An 18,640-nucleotide genomic window follows, 5' to 3' on the forward strand; every position below is an offset into this window, starting at 1 on the left:
GGCGGGCTTTCAGCCGCTCTGCGCGGCGAGCCCACGGGCGCGGTCGCGGGCCGCTTTCAGCCGCTCTGCGCGGCGAGCTCGCGGGCGCGGTCGCGGGCCGCTTTCAGCCGCTCTGCGCGGCGAGCTCCCGGGCGCGGTCGCGGGCGGCTTCGAGGGCGGCGAGGAACGCGGCCCGTACGCCATGGTTCTCCAGCTCACGGATGGCGTTGATGGTGGTGCCGGCCGGGGAGGTCACGGCCTCGCGGAGCTTGACGGGGTGCTCGCCCGACTCGCGCAGCATCACCGCCGAGCCGATCGCGGTCTGCACGATGAGGTCGTGCGCGACCTGGCGCGGCAGGCCGAGGAGGATGCCGGCGTCGGTCATCGCCTCGACGAGGAAGTAGAAGTACGCGGGGCCGGAGCCGGACAGGGCGGTGACGGCGTCCTGCTGCGACTCGGGGACGCGGATGGTGCGGCCGAGGGGGCGGAACATCTCCTCGGTGAGCGCGAGGTGCTCGGCGGTGGCGTGCGGGCCGGCCGAGATCGCGGTCATCGCCTCGTCGACGAGGGCGGGCGTGTTGGTCATCACGCGCACGACCGGGGTGCCGTCGGGCAGGTGCCTGGCGAAGAACGAGGTGGGCAGGCCGGCGCAGAGCGACACGACGAGCTTGCCCGGGGGCAGCTTGGGGCCGAGCTCCGCCAGCAGCGCGCCGGCGTCCTGCGGCTTCACCGCGACGGTCAGCACGTCGGCGGTCTGCAGCGCGGTGACGCTGTCCACGACCTGGATGCCGTAGCGCTCCTGCAGCTCCTTGGCCCGTTCGGGCCGGCGGGCGGTGGCCAGGAGCCGCTCGGCGGGCCAGCCGGCCCGCAGCAACCCGGACAGCAGCACCTCACCGAGCTTGCCCGCGCCGAGAACGGCGATGGTCCGCACGTACCCCACTCCTCAGTACTCCTCAGTTCGACGAACGTTCGGCGAGAGTTCGGCGAGAGTTCTCGACGAGAGATCGAAGACGGACATGGCGCGGGCCCGGTCATGACGACCGGGCCCGCGACGGGCTCAGGAGCCGAAGAAGACCTCGGCCTCGGTGTAGCGCTCGACCGGGACGGTCTTGAGCTCACGGGTCGCGTCGGCGAGGGGCACGCGGACGATGTCGGTGGACTGCAGCGCCACCATCTTGCCGAAGTCGCCCTCGTGGACGGCGTCGATCGCGCCCAGGCCGAAGCGGGTGGCGAGGACCCGGTCGAACGCGGTCGGCGTGCCACCGCGCTGGATGTGGCCGAGCACGACGGTGCGGGCCTCCTTGCCGGTCTTCGCCTCCAGCTGCTCGGCGAGCCACTGGCCGATGCCGCCGAGGCGGACGTGGCCGAACGCGTCGAGCTCCTGGTTGTGCAGCACCATCTGGCCGTCGAGCGGCTGGGCGCCCTCGGCGACGACGACGATCGGCGAGTACTGCGTCTGGAAGCGCTTCTCGACGTAGCCGGCGACCTGGTCGACGTCGAACTGCCGCTCCGGCAGGAGGATGACGTTGGCGCCACCGGCGAGGCCGGCGTGCAGCGCGATCCAGCCGGCGTGGCGGCCCATGACCTCGACGACGAGGGTGCGGTGGTGCGACTCGGCGGTGGTGTGCAGCCGGTCGATCGCCTCCATCGCGATGTTGACCGCGGTGTCGAAGCCGAACGTGTAGTCGGTCGCGCCGAGGTCGTTGTCGATCGTCTTCGGCACGCCGACGACGTTGACGCCCAGGTCGGTCAGCTTCGCCGCGACGCCGAGGGTGTCCTCGCCGCCGATCGCGACGAGCGCGTCGATGCCGAGGTCGGCCAGGTTCGACTTGATCTTCTCAACGCCGCCGTCGATCTTGAACGGGTTGGTCCGGGAGGAGCCGAGGATGGTGCCGCCGCGCGGCAGGATGCCACGGACCTGAGCGATGCCCAGCTCACGGGTGTTGCCCTCAAGGGGGCCACGCCAGCCGTCGCGGAAGCCCACGAACTCGTGACCGTAGGTGGCGATGCCCTTGCGGACCACGGCCCGGATGACCGCGTTGAGGCCGGGGCAGTCGCCGCCCCCGGTCAGTACGCCGATACGCATGCTAGATCTTGCCTTCCTGGTTGCGGTGCTGCTCGACCGCCCTGACGGGCACGACCGAGCCGGAGGGTCCCACTCGTTGGCGACGCTGCCGATTCACAGCGCACTGTAGTCGCTCCTCCTGAAGATGCCGACGTCGCACCAGTCGGCACATCCGTCCTAACAGCTGTCGTCACAGCTGTCGTCTCTGATGCCGAACATCTTGGCCGACTCGTGCTCCTGCGCCATCCGCCGCAGGGCGGCGAGCAGGGAATCCCCGAGGATCGAGCCGACGACGGCGGCGTGCAGCTTGCCCTCGTTGCCCTCCGCCTGGGCGACGAAGCGCAGGTCGTGCACGGCGATCCGCTCGGCGAGGTCCGCGTACTGCTCCAGCAGGTGCTCGACATCGGCCCCGACCTGCTGAAACGCGGCGACGACCTCGGCCGCGGCCTGCCGGGTGCGGGCGTTGTCCGACAGCAGCCAGCCGCGCTCCTTGATCAAGGTTCTCACCCGTTCGTGCGCCGCGGCCAGCATCGCCGGGTCGCTGGTCTCGCGGGTGCCGACGGAGGCCGGCAGGGCCCGGCCGAGCACCTCGTGCACGTCGGGGTCGGGCTGGTCGAGCTCGGTGAGCAGGTCGCGGATGGTGGCGATCGGCAACCGCCCGATGTCGAGCAGGACCCGCACCAGCCGCAGCCGCTGAACGTGTCGATCGTCATACCTGGCCTGGTTGGGGCTGGTCAGCTCGCCGGCCGGGAGCAGCCCCTCCCGTAGGTAGTACTTGATCGTCGGCACGGGCACGCCGGTCTTCTGGCTCAGCTCAGCGATGCGCATCAGGGTCCTCTCAGGGTTGACACGGATAGTGTAACTCTCCAATAGTGGAAAGCGACGCTATCGATAGTTCGACTATCCATTCTGCTGGGAGCTTCTGATGCGACTCGCACAGCTGCACCGCCCCCTCGTCGTCAGCGCCGCGGCGCTGACCGTCCTCGCGGTCCTGACCGGCGCGGGCGTCCTCCTCGACGACCGCGAGCTGGTCGGCGCGCCGCTCTGGCTGAAGCCGTTCAAGTTCTCGGTCTCCATCGCCGTCTACTCCGTCACCATCGCCTGGATGCTGTCGCTGCTGGACCGGCGGCAGCGCCTCGGCTGGTGGCTGGGCACCGTGTCCGTCGCCGCCCTCACCACCGAGATCGTGATCATCGTCGGGCAGGCGGCGCGGGGCCGGCAGAGCCACTTCAACAACCAGACGCCGTTCGATTCGACGCTGTACAGCGTCATGGGCGCCACGATCGCGATCGCCTGGGTGTGCACGCTGATCCTCGCGGTCCTGCTGCTGATCCAGCGGCTGCCGGACCGGGCGAACGCCCTGGCGGTCCGCTTCGGGCTGATCGTCGGCCTCGCCGGCATGATGGTCGGCTTCCTCATGACCATGCCGACGAAGGCGCAGCTCGACCTGCCGGCGGGCGAGTCGCCCACGATCGTCGGCGCGCACAGCGTCGGCGTGGCCGACGGCGGCCCCGGCCTGCCCCTGGTCGGCTGGAGCACCACCGGCGGCGACCTGCGCGCCGGGCACTTCATCGGCATGCACGCCCTGCAGGCGCTGCCGCTGCTCGGGTTCCTGCTGGCGCTCGCCTCGCGGCGCTTCGCGCGGCTGCGCCCCGACCTGGTCCGGGCCCGCCTCGTGACGGTCGCCGGCCTCGCGTACGCCGCCCTCACCGGCCTGGTCGTCTGGCAGGCGCTGCGCGGCCAGTCGATCGTGGACCCCGACGCGCTGACCCTCGCCGCCGCGGGCGTCGTACTTCTGGCCACCGTCGCGGGCACGATGTGGGCGCTGGGCGGCCCCCGTACCGTGGAGCCCACCGCCGCCGAGGCACGGATGCTGAGCGAGGTCCACTGATGGCTGACACCCTGTTCCAGCTCGCGTTCCTGGTCGTCGCGCCGTTCTGGGTGCTGATGATCTTCGCGCCGGGGTGGCGCTGGTCGGAGCGGATCGCCGGGTCGGTGTTCATCGCCCTGCCGGCGCTGGTCGTGTGGGCGTTCGCGATCGGGCCGGTGCTGCCGGAGTTCGCCGCGGAGATGCTCAACCCCGACCTGGCCGGCGTGCGGTCGCTGTTCGCCGACGACGACGTGGTCGCCGCCGTGTGGGCACAGGTCCTCGCCTGGGACCTGCTCGTCGGCCGCTGGATCTACCTGGACAGCCGGGAGCGGCGGGTCCACCCGCTGATCATGGCGCCGCTGCTGGTGCTGACGATCCTGCTCTCGCCGATCGGCCTGCCCCTGTATCTCGCGTTACGGATCCCGCTGACGCGGCGGCCCGTCACGCCGGACGCAGGACCCGCCCGGCGCGACGAGGACGTGCTCCCGCAGGGTGCATGAGCCCCGGACGCGGGCCGGGCCGCGCCCACCCGGGGTGTGCGGCCGGCCGGGCGCGGCCGGGACGCTTCACACGGGGGGCGCAGGGCGCGACCGGGACGCGTTCACGAGGGGGTGCGGGGGCCGCCGGGCGCGAGCCGGGACACGTTCACGCCGGGTGCATGACCTGCCACCTGGCGAGGTTGTGCCTGGCGTCGACGAGCGCGTCGTGCCGTCCCTCCGCCGCCGGCAGGGGCGGCCGGCCCGTCTCGTCCCACAGCTGGCGCAGGTCCTTGGTGAAGCGGGGGATCTCCCGGGGCAGCGTCGGCATCGGCCCCCACAGCTGGGCGAGGGCGACGTGGTCGTAGGCGGCGTACCAGGCCCACAGCTCCAGCTCGTCGGCCTCGCCGGCGCGCAGCGGCTCGATGAGGAACTCGAGCAGCTCGTCGCGGATCCGCTCGCGGGAGCGCCATGCCTTGTCGGCCGGCGACGGCAGCTTGTCCAGGACGTTGCGGCGCACCCACGGCACGGCCCGCGACCCGTCGAACTCCGTGGAGACCGCGTAGTACTCGCGGCCGTGCTCGTCCACCACCCCGATGGAGACCAGGTCGATCAGGCGACCGTCCTCGATGAACTCACAGTCGTAGAAGTAGCGATATGCCGACACCGCTCCCATCCTGCCCCGTCGCCGCCCGGCGGTGCGGCGGCAGGGTAGGGCCGCAAGGTCGGCTCACAGCAGCAGCGCGGCCATCCTGGTCAGCTCGGCGTGGTCGCGGGGTGTGCCGCCGCCGGTGTGGATCCTCTCGGCGACGGCGGCGGCGCGGGCGGCGGTGCGCAGCGCGAGCATCGCGGGCAGGACCGCGACGCACTCGTCGGCCGGGACCGGCCCGGCCCTGACGTACGCCTCGACCAGGGCCTCCGCCTCGGTGCCGCCCGCGCAGAGGACGGCGTGGGCGAGGTCGTACAGCAGCGGACCGGTGCCGGCGGCGGCCCAGCCGACCAGTCCGACCCGGCCGGTGCTGGAGTCGAGGCGGAAGCGGGCGGCGTCCGGCGCGCCGTGCCGGACCCCGTAGGTGAGCTGGTCGGTGACCATGATGCGGCGCACCACGGCAGCGGCCTCGGTCACGGCCGGGCCGAGCCACGGCTCCATCGCCAGGTGGGGCGCCGCCGCCGGCACCGCCGCGACCTGGAACTTCGCCAGGTCGGGGTGCACGAACCGGCGCAGGCTGCGGTGCGCGGCGCCGAGCGCGCCGCCCCACCACGACTGGTCGAGCGGGTCGTCGGCGTGCAGCGGGCGGCCGGGGACCAGGCGCATCAGGGCGATGACGCCGTCACCCGCGCGCGTGGGGAGCGCGGTGGTGAGCGCGCCGTCGGCGGCCCGGACCGGGCGCCCGGCGCAGACGCCCGACGCGTCGAGGTGCTCGGCGGCGCACAGGCCGGCCTCGAAGCCGCGCCGCGTGGCCACCGGAGCCCATTTCACCACGAACTGGGCCGCATCACGCGGATTCGGTTCGAATTGGCCGTTGTCGATCTCGACCCGCCAGGCGTCTTCACCGAGAGGAATGCACGGGCCGGGGTCGCACTGCCAACTCCTGCGCAGTGTCGTGTGCACCTGGTCGGCAGCGGGGGCCACGCTGCGCATTATGCGCCAACAACGGCGTCCATGCCCGGTGAACAGGCAGATGCCCGGGAAGCGGTGCTCGCACCACCGGCTCCCCGGGCATCTGACACCAACCCCGCCCCCCAGCGGTTCGCGTGCTGGCACTAGCCTGCCTGCGGGCTCATGCGCGGGCTGTCGGTGAGCCGATGCGGGGGATGTACAGACTCCGACACGCGCGTCATGATCTGGTAGAAGTTCCGTACTGTGCTCGTGATCACCTACGGTGATCATGGGACCGATCAACGTTGCACCGGGAGGGGTTTGACCGTGGAGGGTCGGCTGCCAGATCCCGGCGACGCACTGACCGGTGTGGATATGTTCAGTGGCTTGGATCCCGATGTGCGTCAGCGGGTCATCCAGGCGGCGGTGCCACGGACATACCGCAAGGGCCAGCTGCTGTTCGTCGAAAACGATCCGGGCGAGTCACTCATCGTGCTCAAGCGCGGTGCCGTGATGGTGTTCCGGACCGCGCCGACCGGCGAGCGCGCGGTCCTGTCGGTCGTCCGCCCCCCCGACACGCTCGGCGAGGTGTCGCTGCTGGACGGCGCGGCCCGGTCCGCGTCCGCAGAGGCGATCGAGGACTGCCAGGCCCTGGCGCTGTCCCGGCACGCGTTCATCGAGCTCGTCCACGCCAACCCGCGCATCCTGGACGCGGTCATGCGCTCGCTCGGCGCGCTCATCCGGCGCCTCACCGAGCAGAACGCCGACCACGTCTTCCTCGACCTGCCCGGCCGCGTCGCCAAGACCCTCGTCCGGCTCGCCGGCGAGACCAACGCGCCGATGGTGACCATCGAGCTCAACCAGAGCCAGCTGGCGGAGATGGCCGGTGGCTCGCGGCAGAGCGTCAACCAGGCCATCGGGTCGTTCGCCAGCCGCGGCTGGCTGCGCACCGAGGGCCGGCGGATCGTCGTGACCGACCTCAGCGCCCTGCGCCGCCGCGCCGGGATGACCGACCGCTGACCTGCCTGTCGCACCACCGCGTTGCGTGCCGCAACGCGGTGGTCGATCGGGTCCCCGGCGTGTGAGGATGTGCGGGGATCCGAATCAGGGAGTGTCGGCGATTTCCAGTCAGTGCGCACGCTGCGGCCGCCAGTCAGGCGATGGTGACCGGTTCTGCGGTGGATGCGGCGCCGAGCTGAGTCCTGCCTGCGCGACATGCGGCCGATCGCTGAGCCCGGACGCGTCGTTCTGCACCGGCTGCGGCACCCCACGCGCCGCCACCGGCGCGGGCGGCGGCCCGGCGAGCCGCGCCGACCGTGGCGGTGGCCACATCGGCCGGGCCACGGTGCCGATCCCCGCCACCCGCAGCGAGGACCGCCGGCGGATCAGCGTCCTGTTCGTCGACCTGATCGACTTCACGCCCTATGTCGAGCGCGCCGACCCCGAGCTGGTCCGCGAGCTGCAGAAGGGCTTCTTCTCCACCGCCCGCGAGGTCATCGGTCAGTACGGCGGGGTCGTCGAGAAGTACATCGGCGACGCCGTCATGGCGCTCTTCGGCGCGCCCGTGGCCACCGAGACCGACGCCGTGCGCTGCGTGCGCGCCGGGCTGGAGCTGCAGCGGGTGCTCGCGCGGTATGCCAGCACCGGCGACGGCGAGCGGGCGCTGCGCTTCCGCGTCGGGGTCGCGACCGGCGAGGCCCTCGTCGACGTGGCCGCGGCCCGCGACGGCGGCCAGGCGATCGTCGCCGGCGACGTCGTCAACACCGCCTCCCGGCTGCAGTCCCTCGCCCCGCCCGGCGGGGTCCTCGTCTGCGGCAGCACGTATGCGCTGACCAAGTCGTCGATCCGCTACGAGGCGCAGCCCCCCGCCACGCTGCGTGGCCGCTCCACCCCGACCGAGGTGTGGCTGGCCCTCGCGCCGCTGCGGCGCAACCACCCCGACCGGGAGGCCGGCTCCACGCCCCTGGTCAACCGCACCCACGAGCTCAGCCTGCTGGTCAACGCCCTGCACCGGGGCCTGCGCGAGCGCACCCCGCAGCTGGTCACCGTCATCGGGCACGCCGGGATCGGCAAGAGCCGGCTCGTGCACGAGCTGTTCCTGCACGCCGAGCGGCTCTTCGACGCGCCCGTCGCGTGGCGCACCGGCCGCTGCCCCCCGTTCGGGGAGAACGTGACCTACGCCGCGCTCGCCGACATCGTCAAGGCGCAGGCCGGCATCCTCGACACCGACAGCGCCGAGACCGCCCGCGAGCGGCTCGACACGGCGCTCAGCGTGATCGTCACCCCGTCGGAGGCCGAGCGGCTCGCCGACGCGCTCAGCCCGCTCGTCGGCCTGCCCGGGCCGAAGCTCGCCCCCGACGAGACCGAGTCCGCCTGGCGGCGTTTCGTGGTCGCGCTGGCCGCGCACCGGCCGACCGTCCTGGTCTTCGAGGACCTGCACTGGGCCGACGAGTCGATGGTGCGGTTCGTGGAGCGTCTGGGCGCGTCGGTACGGGACGTGCCCCTGCTCCTGCTGTCGACGGCCCGCCCGGAGTTCCTGGAGCGCAACGCCAGCTGGGCCGGTGCCATCGCCGGCTCGGTCACCATCACGCTGCCACCGCTGCGCGACGCCGAGATCGCCACCATGTACGCGCACCTGCTCGGGCAGGCCGCGTTCCCCGGCCACTCGCTCAACTCACTCGTCGAGCTCGCCGACGGTAACCCGCTGTACGCGCTCGAGTACACCCGCATGCTCGCCGAGCAGGGCAACGTCCGCACCTCCGACACCCTCAGCCGGGTGCTGCCGATGCCCGACAGCGTCCACGCGGTCATCGCCAACCGGGTCGACCTCCTCGAGGCCGCCGACCGGGCGGTGCTGCAGGCCGCCGCGGTCGTCGGCATGAACTTCTGGCCCGGCGCGGTCGCCGCCGCGATGAGCCGCCCCGCCGACGGCATCGAACGCTCCCTGCGCCGCCTCGAGCAGCGCGACCTCATCCACGAGCAGGCCGCCTCGACGATGGAGGGGCAGACGGAGTACCGCTTCGGCCACGTCCTCGTCCGCGACGTCTGCTACCAGCGGCTCCCCCGCACCGAGCGGGTCGCCCGGCACGAGCTGACCGCCGCCTGGCTCGACAGCGTCGCCGCCGACCGCGACACCGACCTCGCCGAGGTCGTCGCCAACCACCGGTACACCGCCTACGAGATCGCCGGTTCGCTCGGCCTCGACGCGCCCCGGTACAGCGTGCCGGCGCGGGACGCGCTGCACCGGGCGGCCCGCCGCGCGTACGCGCTGCACGCCCTCGAAGCCGCCGCCGCCCACACCGGCAAGGCCCTCGCCCTCTGCGACGACAGCACCGACCAGGGCGAGCGGCTGCGGATCGAGCTCCTGGCCACGGAGATCGCCTTCTACGCCGATCCGGAGTCCTTCCTCGGCGCCGCCGGCTCCGGTCCGGCGGGCGCGGCCCGTACGGGCGGATCCGGCGGCACCGGAAGCGCCGGCGTGGCCATGGCGGGCACGGACCAGCTGGCGAGCCTCGCCGAGCGGCTCTACGCGGCCGGTGAGCAGGCCAGCGCCGCCCGGGCCTGGACGATCCGCGGGCAGGCCGCGTGGCTGCGCGCCGACCGGCTCGGTGCCCTGTCGTGCCTGGACCGGGCCGTGGAGCTGTTCGACGAGCTGCCGGACGCGCCGGAGAAGGCCGACGCGTACGCCGAGCTCGGCCGCCTGCACATGTCCAACTTCGAGGTCGAGCCCGCCGTCGCCGCGGCCAGCGCCGCCGCGGAGATCGCCGACCGGCTCGGCCTCATCGAGGTCGCGACCAGCGCCCGGATCACCATCGGCACCGCGCTCTTCCAGGCCGGCGACCGGTCCGGCCTGGTCGAGCTGCAGGCCGCGCTCGAGGTGTGCCGGGAGCGGCGGCTGCTGTCGGAGCACCGGGCGATGCGCAACGTCGCGTGGGCGCTGCTGGAGGACGGCGACTGGACCGCGTCCGCGGCGATGTACGAGAGCACCCGCAACACCGTGCCGGGCAGCCACACCCTCGCCACCGGCTACTCCAACGTCGCGCAGGTCGCGTACTTCACCGGCGACTGGGCCACCCTCATCGGCGTCGCCGAACGCGCCCCCGCCTCCGAATGGGACCTGCAGGTCCGCGGCGCGCACGCGTGGATGAAGATCCTGCGCGGCGAGCCGTTCATCAACGCCGACGAGATCGAGGACCTCGTCGCCGCAGGCCGGCGCAGCGGCTTCTACCGCCTGCAGTGGACCGTCCTCGGCCACGGCGCCCTCTGCCGGGCGCTGCAGGGCCACTCACGGGACGCCGAGGCGCTGATCGTCGAGCTCGCCAAGACCTGGCGGGAGGTGCGGGCGATCGCCAGCGGTGAGTGGATCGACGCGACCGCCCACGCCGCCGTCCTCGCCGGCCGGGTCGCGATGATGGCGATCCGCGACATGCTCGCCGACGTGCCGCACCGCACGCCGTGGGTCGAGGCGGCGCTGCGGACGATCACCGGGGCGATCGCGTTCGTCGACGGGGACTTCGCCCGGGCCGCCGACATGCACCTCGCCGCCGCGGAGCTGTACGGCGAGATCCCCAACGCCTCCGCCCGCATGCTGTCGCTCACCTGGGCCGTGCAGGCGCTCGGGCGGCTCGGGCCGGCCGCCGCCGAGCGCCTCGAGCCGTGGCGCAGCGAGCTGGTCGCCTTCGCCACCCAGGCCGGCGCGCCGATGCTGCTGACGCTCGCCGAGCTGCCGCCTACGCCGTTGTAGGCGGCCTCTGGCCTTACGCCGCCACGGGCTGCTTCTGCGGCTCCGGGGTGCTCTTGACCTTCTGCGCGTACATGTCGATGTACTCGCGACCGGAGAGGGTCATCAGCTCATACATGATCTCGTCGGTGACGGCGCGCTCGATGAACCGGTCGCCGGCCATCCCCGCGTACCGGGAGAAGTCCAGCGCCGGCCCGAAGCGGATGTGCACGCGCTTCAGGTTCGGCAGGATCTGCCCGATCGGCTGAACCTTGTCCATGTTCATCATCGCCACCGGCACGACCACGGCACCGGACTCCAGCGCCAGCCGGGCCACCCCGGTCTTGCCCCGGTAGAGCCGGCCGTCCGGCGAGCGGGTGCCCTCCGGGTAGATGCCGAAGATGCCGCCCTCCCGCAGGATCTTGAGGCCGACCTCCAGCGCGGCCCGCGCCGCCTTCCCGCCGGAACGGTCGATCGGCACCTGCCCAGTGCCGGCGAAGAACAGCTTGATCAGGCGGCCCTTGATGCCTTTGCCGGTGAAATACTCGGCTTTGGCCGGAAACGTGACCCGCCGTTTGACGCTCAGCGGCATGAAGATCGAGTCCGCGAACGACAGGTGGTTGCTGGCGATGATCACGGGCCCCTCAGCGGGGACGTGCTCCAGCCCCTCCACCCTGGGACGGAAGATGAGCTTCAGCACAGGCCCGAGGACGATGTACTTGAGGAACCAGTAGAGCACCGCTCAACCTTCCAAGATCTGCCAGACAATCGGTGATGACCGTCGCAAAGAGCCTACGAACCAGTTCGGCACACCACAACGCACTCCCGGAACCGCCCGTGCACGTGTCAGGATTTCGGTCAGCGGTTTTTTCGCGGCGGACCCGGTCGTCGCGGTGTCGGCCGCGGGGAGGGGCAGGCGGTGCCAGGGGGTGGGGCGCGGCGCGGCCGGCGCGACAACGGCCTGGTAGCGCAGGAATACGCGGTGGTCGGAGACGTCGACCCGCGGGTCGGCGAGCATCTGCTGGACGTGCTGGCGGCCGGCGGCATCGCCGCCTATCTGCAGCCCGCCACCGACCTGCACCCGGTGACGCGCACCACGACCCTGCCCGCCAGACCCACCGACCGGCTCTACGCTGATCGTGACCACCTCGCCACGGCGCGCGACTATTTCACCCAGCTTACCGCCGTGCCCGAGCAGCACACCCCACCCGCCGAGACCCCCCAGCCCGCCACGGCGCCCTCACCCCAGTCACCCCAGTCATCCCCGTCATCCCAGTCATCCTCGGAGGCCAAGACGAGCCGCAAGTCGGACGACGAGACGTTCGCCAGCATCATCGCCGGCTTCCACACCACCGTCGATCCGACCAGCGCCCCCTGGCCCGCCGCCGAGGACCTCGACTCGTCGGGCTCCGCCGCCGCCGACATGGACACCGAGCCGGCCCCCCGCACCCCGCTGCGCCGCGCCTCCGACGCCGTCGACCGCTCCCTCCTGGACAGCCTCGACTCCTTCGGCGCCGACCTGCCCGACGACGAGGACGACGCCGGCTACACCCCGCCTCCCCCTCCCCCGCTGCCACGGATCGCCCCGTCGACCGTCCTGGCGGTCCTGGCCCTGATCGGCGGCCTGGTCCTGCTGATCTGGCCCGACCTCCTGCCGGTCTTCGGCCCCCAGTCCACCCTGTTCCTGGGCTTCGCCCTGCTGCTGAGCGGCTTCGTCACCCTGATCCTGCGCCTACGCCCCGGCGACGACGAGGACGACGACCCCGACAACGGCGCCCGAGTCTGACCCACCCCTGGAACCGGCACCCCCGCGCCCGCCCTTCGCCAACGACCAGGACGACGCTCCCGACCACGGGTCCGCGTCCGGCCCACCGCCGACAGCAGCACGCCGCGCCAGGCCCTCGTCTGCGCCCCGGCGACGACTGGCGGATCGCTCCGGGACGTCGGTGGCGGCGCGGATGGGCGCCGCGATCCGAGGGGTGGGCTCGACCGGGGCAGCGGAGGGCGACCCCTGACGACAGCGCCGCGTCTGGCCGCCCCCAACAACGGGAGGCTGCGTCTGGCCACCACCGGCAGCGGCGCCGCCGCGCCCGCCCTTCGTCCGCATCCCGGCAACCGCGGTGATCCCGCCCAGGCCGGTGCCGTGGCGGGGGTCGGCGCCAACCCTGAACCCGGTGCCGTGGCGGGGTCGGCGCCGACCCTGAACGCGCGCACCGCCACCGGCCTGCTGCGACGAAGGCCTCCACCACGGCCCCCGCATCCGGCCCGCCGTCGGCACGCCGCGCCAAGCCCTCGCCTGCACCCCAGCGACGACGACCCAGACGACAACGCCCCGCGTCGACCCACTGCCGACTACGACACGCCGCGCCAGGCCCTCGCCCACGCCCCGACAACAGCGCCCGCGTCAGGCCCTCGTCCACGCCCCGACAACAGCGCCCGCGTCAGGCCGCCTTTACAACGGGAGGCCGAGTCTGACCACCGCCGGCAACGGCGCGCTGCGGCGGGCCCTGCTGCCGCCGCCCGGTGGCTTGCCGCAGCGGCGCGGCGTGCGGGCGCGGGCGCGGCGTGCGGGCGCGGCGTGCGGGCGCGGGCGCGGCGTGCGGGCGCGGGCGCGGCGTGCGGGCGCTTCGTCGGCCGGGAATGCGGCGGGCCTCGGGAGTTGCACGTCGCAGGGCGCGGCACGTCGCGGCGAGGACGGGCTCGGTGCCGGTGACGGGCCTACTTCCACACCGTACATCAATCGATCTAATCGACCTTGCGGAAGTCACGCTCCGCGCGCACGCCGATACAGCGTGAAGCGTGAAGCGGTCAGGCGGGTTTCTCCAGCCAGTCGAGGATGGCGTCGATGGGTTCCTGCCAGCGGGCGTCGAGCATCAGGTCGTGGCCCATGCCTGGGAAGAGGAGCGGGGAGCCGCCGTACCTGCGGGCGACCCACTCCAGCGCCGACGCGGAGACCACGCGGTCGTCGGGGCTGCCGGCGACGAGGACCGGCGGGGCGCCGACCGGGGGTTCGGGCTCCTGGCGGCGGATGAGCTGACGCTGCGCGCCGGCGGGGACGCGCTGGAGGCGGGCGGCGAACGACTGGGCCGCCGAGGCCGGCAGCGAGCGGCTGAACAGCTGCGTGGAGCGCAGGCTGACGTGGCCGCCGAAGAGGCCGGGGAGCGTGCCGGCGGGGTTGCGGCGCAGCAGGCCGAGCGCGGTGGCCAGGCCGCCGAAGACGGGGGCGACGAGGACGCCGGCGCGGGCCGGGTACCGGGCGAGCGCCATCGCCACGACGAGGGCGCCGGTGCCGTGACCGACGAGGATCGCCTGCTTCGGCAGGCCGGCGGCGACCTGGGTGACGTCGTGGACGTAGTCGCGCAGGCGGGCGTCGGGGTCGGGGCCGCTGCCGCCGTGGCCGCGCAGGCTCATCGCGGCGGCGGGGAAGCCCCGGCCGGCGGTGTGCTCCAGCCAGTGCTGGGCGAAGGCCCAGGCGCCGTGGCCGTACCCGGGAACGAACAGCACCGGCGGGCGGTCATCGGAAGCCGAAGCCAAAGACGAAGAGGAAGCCAAAGACGAAGACGAGGTGGGCTGCTCGGTGAGCACCTCGCGCCGCACCGGCTTCGGCGGCGACGACCACTCGTCGGAGCGCATGACGCGGGTCGTGGCGGACGGGGCACGGGTGGTCAACGGACCGCCTCCAGCTCGTGCAGGGACTTCTCCAGCTCCTGCAGGTACACGAAGTGGCTCACCTCGAACCAGTGCCGGGTCGAGTCGGTGACCTTGCCGGCGGTGAAGCGCCGGTCGCCGTCCTGGCGCAGCTTCGCCCACAGGGCCTGCGCGCGGGTCGGCGACGCGTCGAGGACGCGCAGCCACTGGGCGATGAACACCGCCTGCCAGTGCGACAGCGTGAACACCCCCGAGTCGGGCTGCAGCAGGCCGGCGACGGCGAGGGTCGGGTGGGTGCGCGACAGCATCTGCAGCGCCAGTCGCGGGCGGCCGGCCGAGTCCGTCGAGAGCAGCTCCGGGGCGAGGAAGTCGAAGCTCGGCCGGTACCCCGTGGCGAAGACCACCAGGTCGGGGTCGATCGTGCGGCCGTCGGTGAGGACGACGTCCGTGCGGTCGAAGCGCTTGACGTCGGACAGCGGCGTGATCCCGCCGTGTCCGAGGTAGTACGGCAGCTGGCTGTTGACGAGCGGGTGCATCTCGAGCAGGCCGTGGTCGGGTTTCGGCAGGCCGAAGCGGGTCAGGTCGCCGACGGTCATGTTGATCGTGCGTTGCAGCAGCCACTGGCGCAGCCGGAACGGCAGCCGCATCGCGAGGATCCGGTCGTTGACCTGGTCGGCGGGTTTGCCGAGGGCGTACTTCGGCGCGTACCAGTAGCCGCGGCGGGTCGAGTGCCAGCACTTCGCCGCCTGCTGGGCCGCCTCGACCGCGATGTCGCAGCCGGTGTTGCCGGCGCCGACGACCAGCACCTTGCGCCCGCGCAGCTGGGAGGCGTCCTTGTACTGACTGGCGTGGATGACCTTGCCGCGGAAGTCCTCGAGCCCCTCATACTCGGGCATCTTCGGCGACCAGTTGTGCCCGTTGGCGACCACGACGGCGGCGTAGCGCATGGTGCGCGGCGCCCCGCCCCGCGAGCCGCGCACGGTGACGTCCCACCGCGGCGGGCCGCCGGCCGGGTCGTCGGCGGGTTCGACCCGGGCGACCTCGGTGCCGAACCAGATGTGCTCCCGCAGCGAGAAGTGGTCGGCGTACCGCTCGAAGTAGGCGAGCAGCTGCGAGTGGTGCGGGTAGTCGGGCCAGTCGTCGGGCATCGGGAAGTCGGGGAACTGCGTGAACGGCTTCGACGAGATCAGGTGCGTGCTGGAGTACACGGGGCTGCGGTCGTGCCGCCAGTTCCACCCGCCGCCGACGCCGGTCTCGCGCTCGTAGCAGTCGACGCCGAAGCCCGCCTCGCGGAGGTTCTTGATCGCGGTGAGGCCGGTGCCGCCGGCGCCGATGACGCAGACGGTGTCGCCGCGGTCGTAGACGGGTTCGCCGTCGCGCCAGTGGGTCGCGCCGCCGGCCAGTTCGTCGAAGCTCGTCACCCGCGTCGTCTCCCCACTGCACCGCGTCCCACTGCACCGTGCGCCCCGGTCGCCGCGCACGCCTTGTCGCGGGCAGATCCTCGTCCGCTCGGCGCTGGTTTGTCCAGTCCCGCACGTCACACCCCCGAACCCGTCCCCCATGATCCGGAAGAGTTATTGCCGTCATAGCGACAAGAAGTCTTCCGGATCATGAAACGGCGCGGCGGGTTGTCGCGGCCGCAGGTCGCGGCGGAAAGGCGGGAAGGGGCGGGCTACTCGGGCAGGTCGAGCTCGACGACGACCGGGAAGTGGTCGCTGGCCTGGCGGGCGGCGGGGGTGTCGACGACCTCGTAGGACAGGACGGTGATGCGGGGGTCGACGAAGACGACGTCGAGGCGTTCGCGTGGGGCGGAGCACGGGTACGTGTAGCGGGCGTCGGCGCCGGCGCTGTCGACGAGGCCGTCGGCGAGGGTGCGCCAGGCGGCGCCGCCGGAGTTCTCGTTGAGGTCGGCGGCGAAGACGACCGGCTCGGCCAGCTCGGACAGGTGCTGTTTGAGCAGCGTGGCCTGGCCGGGGCGTTCGGTGGCGTCGGTGGACAGGTGGGAGCCGGCGACCGCGAACGCCGACCGCCCGACGCGGCAGCGGACGAACGCGGCGCCGCGCATGTGCCGGCCGGGGGTCAGCGGGTAGCGGATGTCGAAGGCGTCGATCGGGCGGACGCGCAGGTTGAGCAGGACGAGGTTGCCCAGGGACGGCAGGCCGCCGCCGCCGATGACGAGCTCGAAGTCGCGGGCGAGGGCCGCCGACTTCTGCCGCCACCGGAAGCGGCGGGGCGCCTCCTGCAGGATCGCCACGTCGGGCGCGATCTCCCGCACGACCTGCGAGAGGGCGCGGCGGTCGTCCCGCAGGCTGTGCAGGTTGTAGGAGAGGACCCTGAGTTTGCTCATACGCGCGCCAGGTCGGCGGCTCCGACCACTCCCGCGAGGTTGCCCATGAGGGCGGGGCGGACCTCGGCGACGGGGAGCCGGCCGCGCTGGGCGAGCTGCTCCTCGTAGCTGGCCCGGGCGGGCTTCATGAGCAGGTCGCCGGCGTCGATGACACCGCCGCCGACGACGATGACCTGCGGGTCGAGGATCTGCACGATGTCGGCGAGGGCGACGCCGAGCCAGCGGCCGATCTGCTCGAAGGCGCCGGTCGCGACGGTGTCGCCGAGGCGGGCGGCCTGCGTCACGAAGTGGCCCCGGATGGCGTCGACGTCGCCGCCGACCAGGGCGAGGAGCTGTTCGGCGAGCTCCGGGCGTTCGCGGGCGTCGGCCTTGGCGAAGCGGACGAGGGCGTTGCCGCTGGCGTACTGCTCGAGGCAGCCGTTGCGCCCGCAGCCGCAGGGGTGGCCGCCGGGGACCATCGTCATGTGGCCGAGCTCGGCGGCGATGCCGTTGGTGCCGCGGATGAGGCCGCCGTTGATGACGATGCCGCCGCCGATACCGGTGCCGACGGTGAAGAGGACCATCGAGCTGTCGGCGTCGTGGCCGGCGCCGAACTGGAACTCCGCCCAGGTGGCGGCGTTGCCGTCGTTCTCCACGACGACGGGCAGGCCGACCGCGGCGGTGATCTTCTCGCGCAGCGGCTCGTTGCGCCAGGCGAGGTTGGGGGCGAACTGGACGGTCGAGCGGGTCGCGTCGATCCAGCCGGCCGCGCCGATGCCGACGGCGTCGACGGGGTGCGCGGCGGCCAGCTCCTGGATCACCTCGATGATCCGGTCGGCCGTCTGCGACGAGTCCTGCGCCGGCGTGTCGCGCCGGGTCTGCGCGAGGACGTCACCCGCCGAGTCGACGACTCCGCCGAGGACCTTGGTTCCGCCGATGTCGACTCCGATGGTCAATCCCACCGCGTCTGTCTCCTCTCGCACAGGCGCTATGCCTCGGGATCAATCTTGGGCTTGACGGCCTTCTTGGCCATCGGTTTCGGCGACTTCGGTGTCTCCGCTGTGGCGTCCCGCCACACGTCTCCTGGTGCGTTTCCGGCTGATGTACCGGTGTGGCCCGCCGACCCGTCGGCATCGTCTCCACGGTCGCCGGGGCTGGACCCCGCGTCGTCACCGCCGGGGCCGGACGTGGCGCCGCGGCCGCCAGGGCCGAACCCCGCGTCGCGGCTGCCGAAGGTGCGCAGGACGCCGGCCAGGCCGACGGCCAGGTCGCCGACACCGCTGGCGAGCCGCTCGGCGAACTCCGGATCCGGGTCACGAGCGGCGGCGATCGCCTTGCAGACGGGGCAGACGCAGCACTCGGCGGAGCCGGTGGCGAAGCCGGCGGTGCTGTTCGCGGCGACCGACAGCGCGGCGAGGGCGGTCGCGACGAGGCGTTCGGCCTCCTCGCGCGGATCCCGGGTCATGCCGCCCCCTCGACCCGCCGCTTGAGCTCCTTGAGTGCCGTGTCCATGATCATCTTCTCGGCCTTGCGCTTGAACATGCCGAGCATGCCGATCGCGAGCTCCACGGCGAGGGAGTACGTGACCGTGGAGGTGCCGTCGCCGTTGGCGGTGATGTCGTAGGAGCCGTCCTGCTGCTTCTGCATCTTCGACGGCGCGACCAGGCTCCACTCTATCCGGGTCAGGTCCTCGGCATACTCGTACTGCAGCGTGTACTCGTCCGACACCGGGCCGGAGTCCAGCGCGAAGCGCACCTGACTGGCGTAGCCGTCCTCGTACTCCTCGACCACCTCGACCGACTTCACCGCGGCGACCCACTCGGGATATCGGGCGAAGTCGGCGATGACCTCGGCGATGCGCTCCGGGGGCGCGTCAATGACGATCGACTGCGTCGAAGTGTCGGCCATGCGTGGCAGGCTACCTCTGCGGTGCGCCTGGCGATCCGTCGGCAGGGT

At 72.7% G+C, this 18,640-nt stretch carries 17 protein-coding genes; 5 read left to right on the plus strand and 12 right to left on the minus strand.

What is annotated here, in order from left to right; translation table 11 throughout:
• Window positions 1-103 precede the first annotated feature (103 nt).
• The 3 genes from proC to AB0I21_RS46455 all read right to left on the minus strand — a co-directional run bounded on the left by proC (window position 104) and on the right by AB0I21_RS46455 (window position 2,872).
• Window positions 104-910 (minus strand): pyrroline-5-carboxylate reductase, encoded by an 807-nt coding sequence (proC, locus tag AB0I21_RS46445; protein ID WP_360570708.1) that lies wholly within the window; start codon window positions 908-910, stop codon window positions 104-106.
• Window positions 911-1,036: 126 nt separating this feature from the next.
• Window positions 1,037-2,065: a 6-phosphofructokinase gene (locus AB0I21_RS46450; RefSeq protein ID WP_360570710.1), complete on the minus strand. Its 1,029-nt coding sequence runs from the start codon at window positions 2,063-2,065 to the stop codon at window positions 1,037-1,039.
• Between the two features lie 156 nt (window positions 2,066-2,221).
• Window positions 2,222-2,872: a MerR family transcriptional regulator gene (locus tag AB0I21_RS46455; RefSeq protein WP_360570712.1), complete on the minus strand. Its 651-nt coding sequence runs from the start codon at window positions 2,870-2,872 to the stop codon at window positions 2,222-2,224.
• 97 nt (window positions 2,873-2,969) lie between these two features.
• Between AB0I21_RS46455 and AB0I21_RS46460 the strand changes: the two genes are divergently transcribed.
• Window positions 2,970-3,935 carry a hypothetical protein gene (locus AB0I21_RS46460; RefSeq protein ID WP_360570714.1) on the plus strand — a complete coding sequence of 322 codons (966 nt, stop codon included), beginning with the start codon at window positions 2,970-2,972 and terminating at the stop codon, window positions 3,933-3,935.
• Window positions 3,935-4,414 carry an ABA4-like family protein gene (locus tag AB0I21_RS46465; RefSeq protein WP_360570715.1) on the plus strand — a complete coding sequence of 160 codons (480 nt, stop codon included), beginning with the start codon at window positions 3,935-3,937 and terminating at the stop codon, window positions 4,412-4,414. The genes AB0I21_RS46460 and AB0I21_RS46465 overlap by 1 nt, the downstream gene beginning before the upstream one ends.
• A gap of 145 nt (window positions 4,415-4,559) precedes the next feature.
• On the opposite strand, the gene AB0I21_RS46470 is transcribed toward AB0I21_RS46465, so the two are convergent.
• Both AB0I21_RS46470 and AB0I21_RS46475 read right to left on the minus strand, forming a co-directional pair.
• A complete protein-coding gene (locus tag AB0I21_RS46470) occupies window positions 4,560-5,057 on the minus strand; it encodes a polyadenylate-specific 3'-exoribonuclease AS (RefSeq protein ID WP_360570717.1) in 498 nt (165 codons plus the stop codon).
• A 63-nt stretch (window positions 5,058-5,120) separates the two neighbouring features.
• A complete protein-coding gene (locus tag AB0I21_RS46475; RefSeq protein WP_360570719.1) occupies window positions 5,121-6,281 on the minus strand; it encodes a phosphotransferase in 1,161 nt (386 codons plus the stop codon).
• A gap of 36 nt (window positions 6,282-6,317) precedes the next feature.
• Between AB0I21_RS46475 and AB0I21_RS46480 the strand changes: the two genes are divergently transcribed.
• Together AB0I21_RS46480 and AB0I21_RS46485 are read left to right on the plus strand one after the other, a co-directional pair.
• On the plus strand, window positions 6,318-7,010 hold the full coding sequence (locus tag AB0I21_RS46480) for a Crp/Fnr family transcriptional regulator (RefSeq protein WP_344506284.1): 693 nt from the start codon (window positions 6,318-6,320) through the stop codon (window positions 7,008-7,010).
• Between the two features lie 67 nt (window positions 7,011-7,077).
• The gene (locus AB0I21_RS46485; protein ID WP_360570721.1) at window positions 7,078-10,734 is read left to right on the plus strand and encodes an adenylate/guanylate cyclase domain-containing protein; all 3,657 of its coding nucleotides are present in this window, start codon (window positions 7,078-7,080) and stop codon (window positions 10,732-10,734) included.
• Between the two features lie 13 nt (window positions 10,735-10,747).
• Here the strand turns inward: AB0I21_RS46485 and AB0I21_RS46490 are convergent, their stop codons facing one another.
• Window positions 10,748-11,449, minus strand: a complete 702-nt coding sequence (locus AB0I21_RS46490) for a lysophospholipid acyltransferase family protein (protein WP_360570723.1) — start codon at window positions 11,447-11,449, stop codon at window positions 10,748-10,750.
• A 180-nt stretch (window positions 11,450-11,629) separates the two neighbouring features.
• Between AB0I21_RS46490 and AB0I21_RS46495 the strand changes: the two genes are divergently transcribed.
• Window positions 11,630-12,496 carry a DUF308 domain-containing protein gene (locus AB0I21_RS46495; RefSeq protein ID WP_360570725.1) on the plus strand — a complete coding sequence of 289 codons (867 nt, stop codon included), beginning with the start codon at window positions 11,630-11,632 and terminating at the stop codon, window positions 12,494-12,496.
• Between the two features lie 1,022 nt (window positions 12,497-13,518).
• Here AB0I21_RS46495 and AB0I21_RS46500 read toward each other — a convergent pair.
• The 6 genes from AB0I21_RS46500 to AB0I21_RS46525 all read right to left on the minus strand — a co-directional run bounded on the left by AB0I21_RS46500 (window position 13,519) and on the right by AB0I21_RS46525 (window position 18,592).
• On the minus strand, window positions 13,519-14,343 hold the full coding sequence (locus AB0I21_RS46500; RefSeq protein WP_360570756.1) for an alpha/beta hydrolase: 825 nt from the start codon (window positions 14,341-14,343) through the stop codon (window positions 13,519-13,521).
• 32 nt (window positions 14,344-14,375) lie between these two features.
• The gene (locus tag AB0I21_RS46505; protein WP_360570727.1) at window positions 14,376-15,779 is read right to left on the minus strand and encodes an NAD(P)-binding domain-containing protein; all 1,404 of its coding nucleotides are present in this window, start codon (window positions 15,777-15,779) and stop codon (window positions 14,376-14,378) included.
• A 251-nt stretch (window positions 15,780-16,030) separates the two neighbouring features.
• Window positions 16,031-16,705 (minus strand): endonuclease/exonuclease/phosphatase family protein, encoded by a 675-nt coding sequence (locus AB0I21_RS46510; protein ID WP_360570729.1) that lies wholly within the window; start codon window positions 16,703-16,705, stop codon window positions 16,031-16,033.
• On the minus strand, window positions 16,702-17,646 hold the full coding sequence (locus tag AB0I21_RS46515) for an ROK family glucokinase (protein ID WP_360570731.1): 945 nt from the start codon (window positions 17,644-17,646) through the stop codon (window positions 16,702-16,704). Before AB0I21_RS46515 ends, AB0I21_RS46510 begins: the two co-directional genes overlap by 4 nt.
• Window positions 17,647-17,672: 26 nt before the next feature.
• Window positions 17,673-18,149, minus strand: coding sequence for a hypothetical protein (locus AB0I21_RS46520; RefSeq protein ID WP_360570733.1), 477 nt, complete (start codon window positions 18,147-18,149; stop codon window positions 17,673-17,675).
• Complete coding sequence (locus tag AB0I21_RS46525; protein WP_360570735.1) at window positions 18,146-18,592, minus strand: SRPBCC family protein; 447 nt, start codon at window positions 18,590-18,592, stop codon at window positions 18,146-18,148. Before AB0I21_RS46525 ends, AB0I21_RS46520 begins: the two co-directional genes overlap by 4 nt.
• Between the last annotated feature and the right edge of the window lie 48 nt (window positions 18,593-18,640).

It is taken from the genome of Dactylosporangium sp. NPDC050588, assembly GCF_040654975.1.
GTDB classification, from domain to species: domain Bacteria; phylum Actinomycetota; class Actinomycetes; order Mycobacteriales; family Micromonosporaceae; genus Dactylosporangium; species Dactylosporangium maewongense.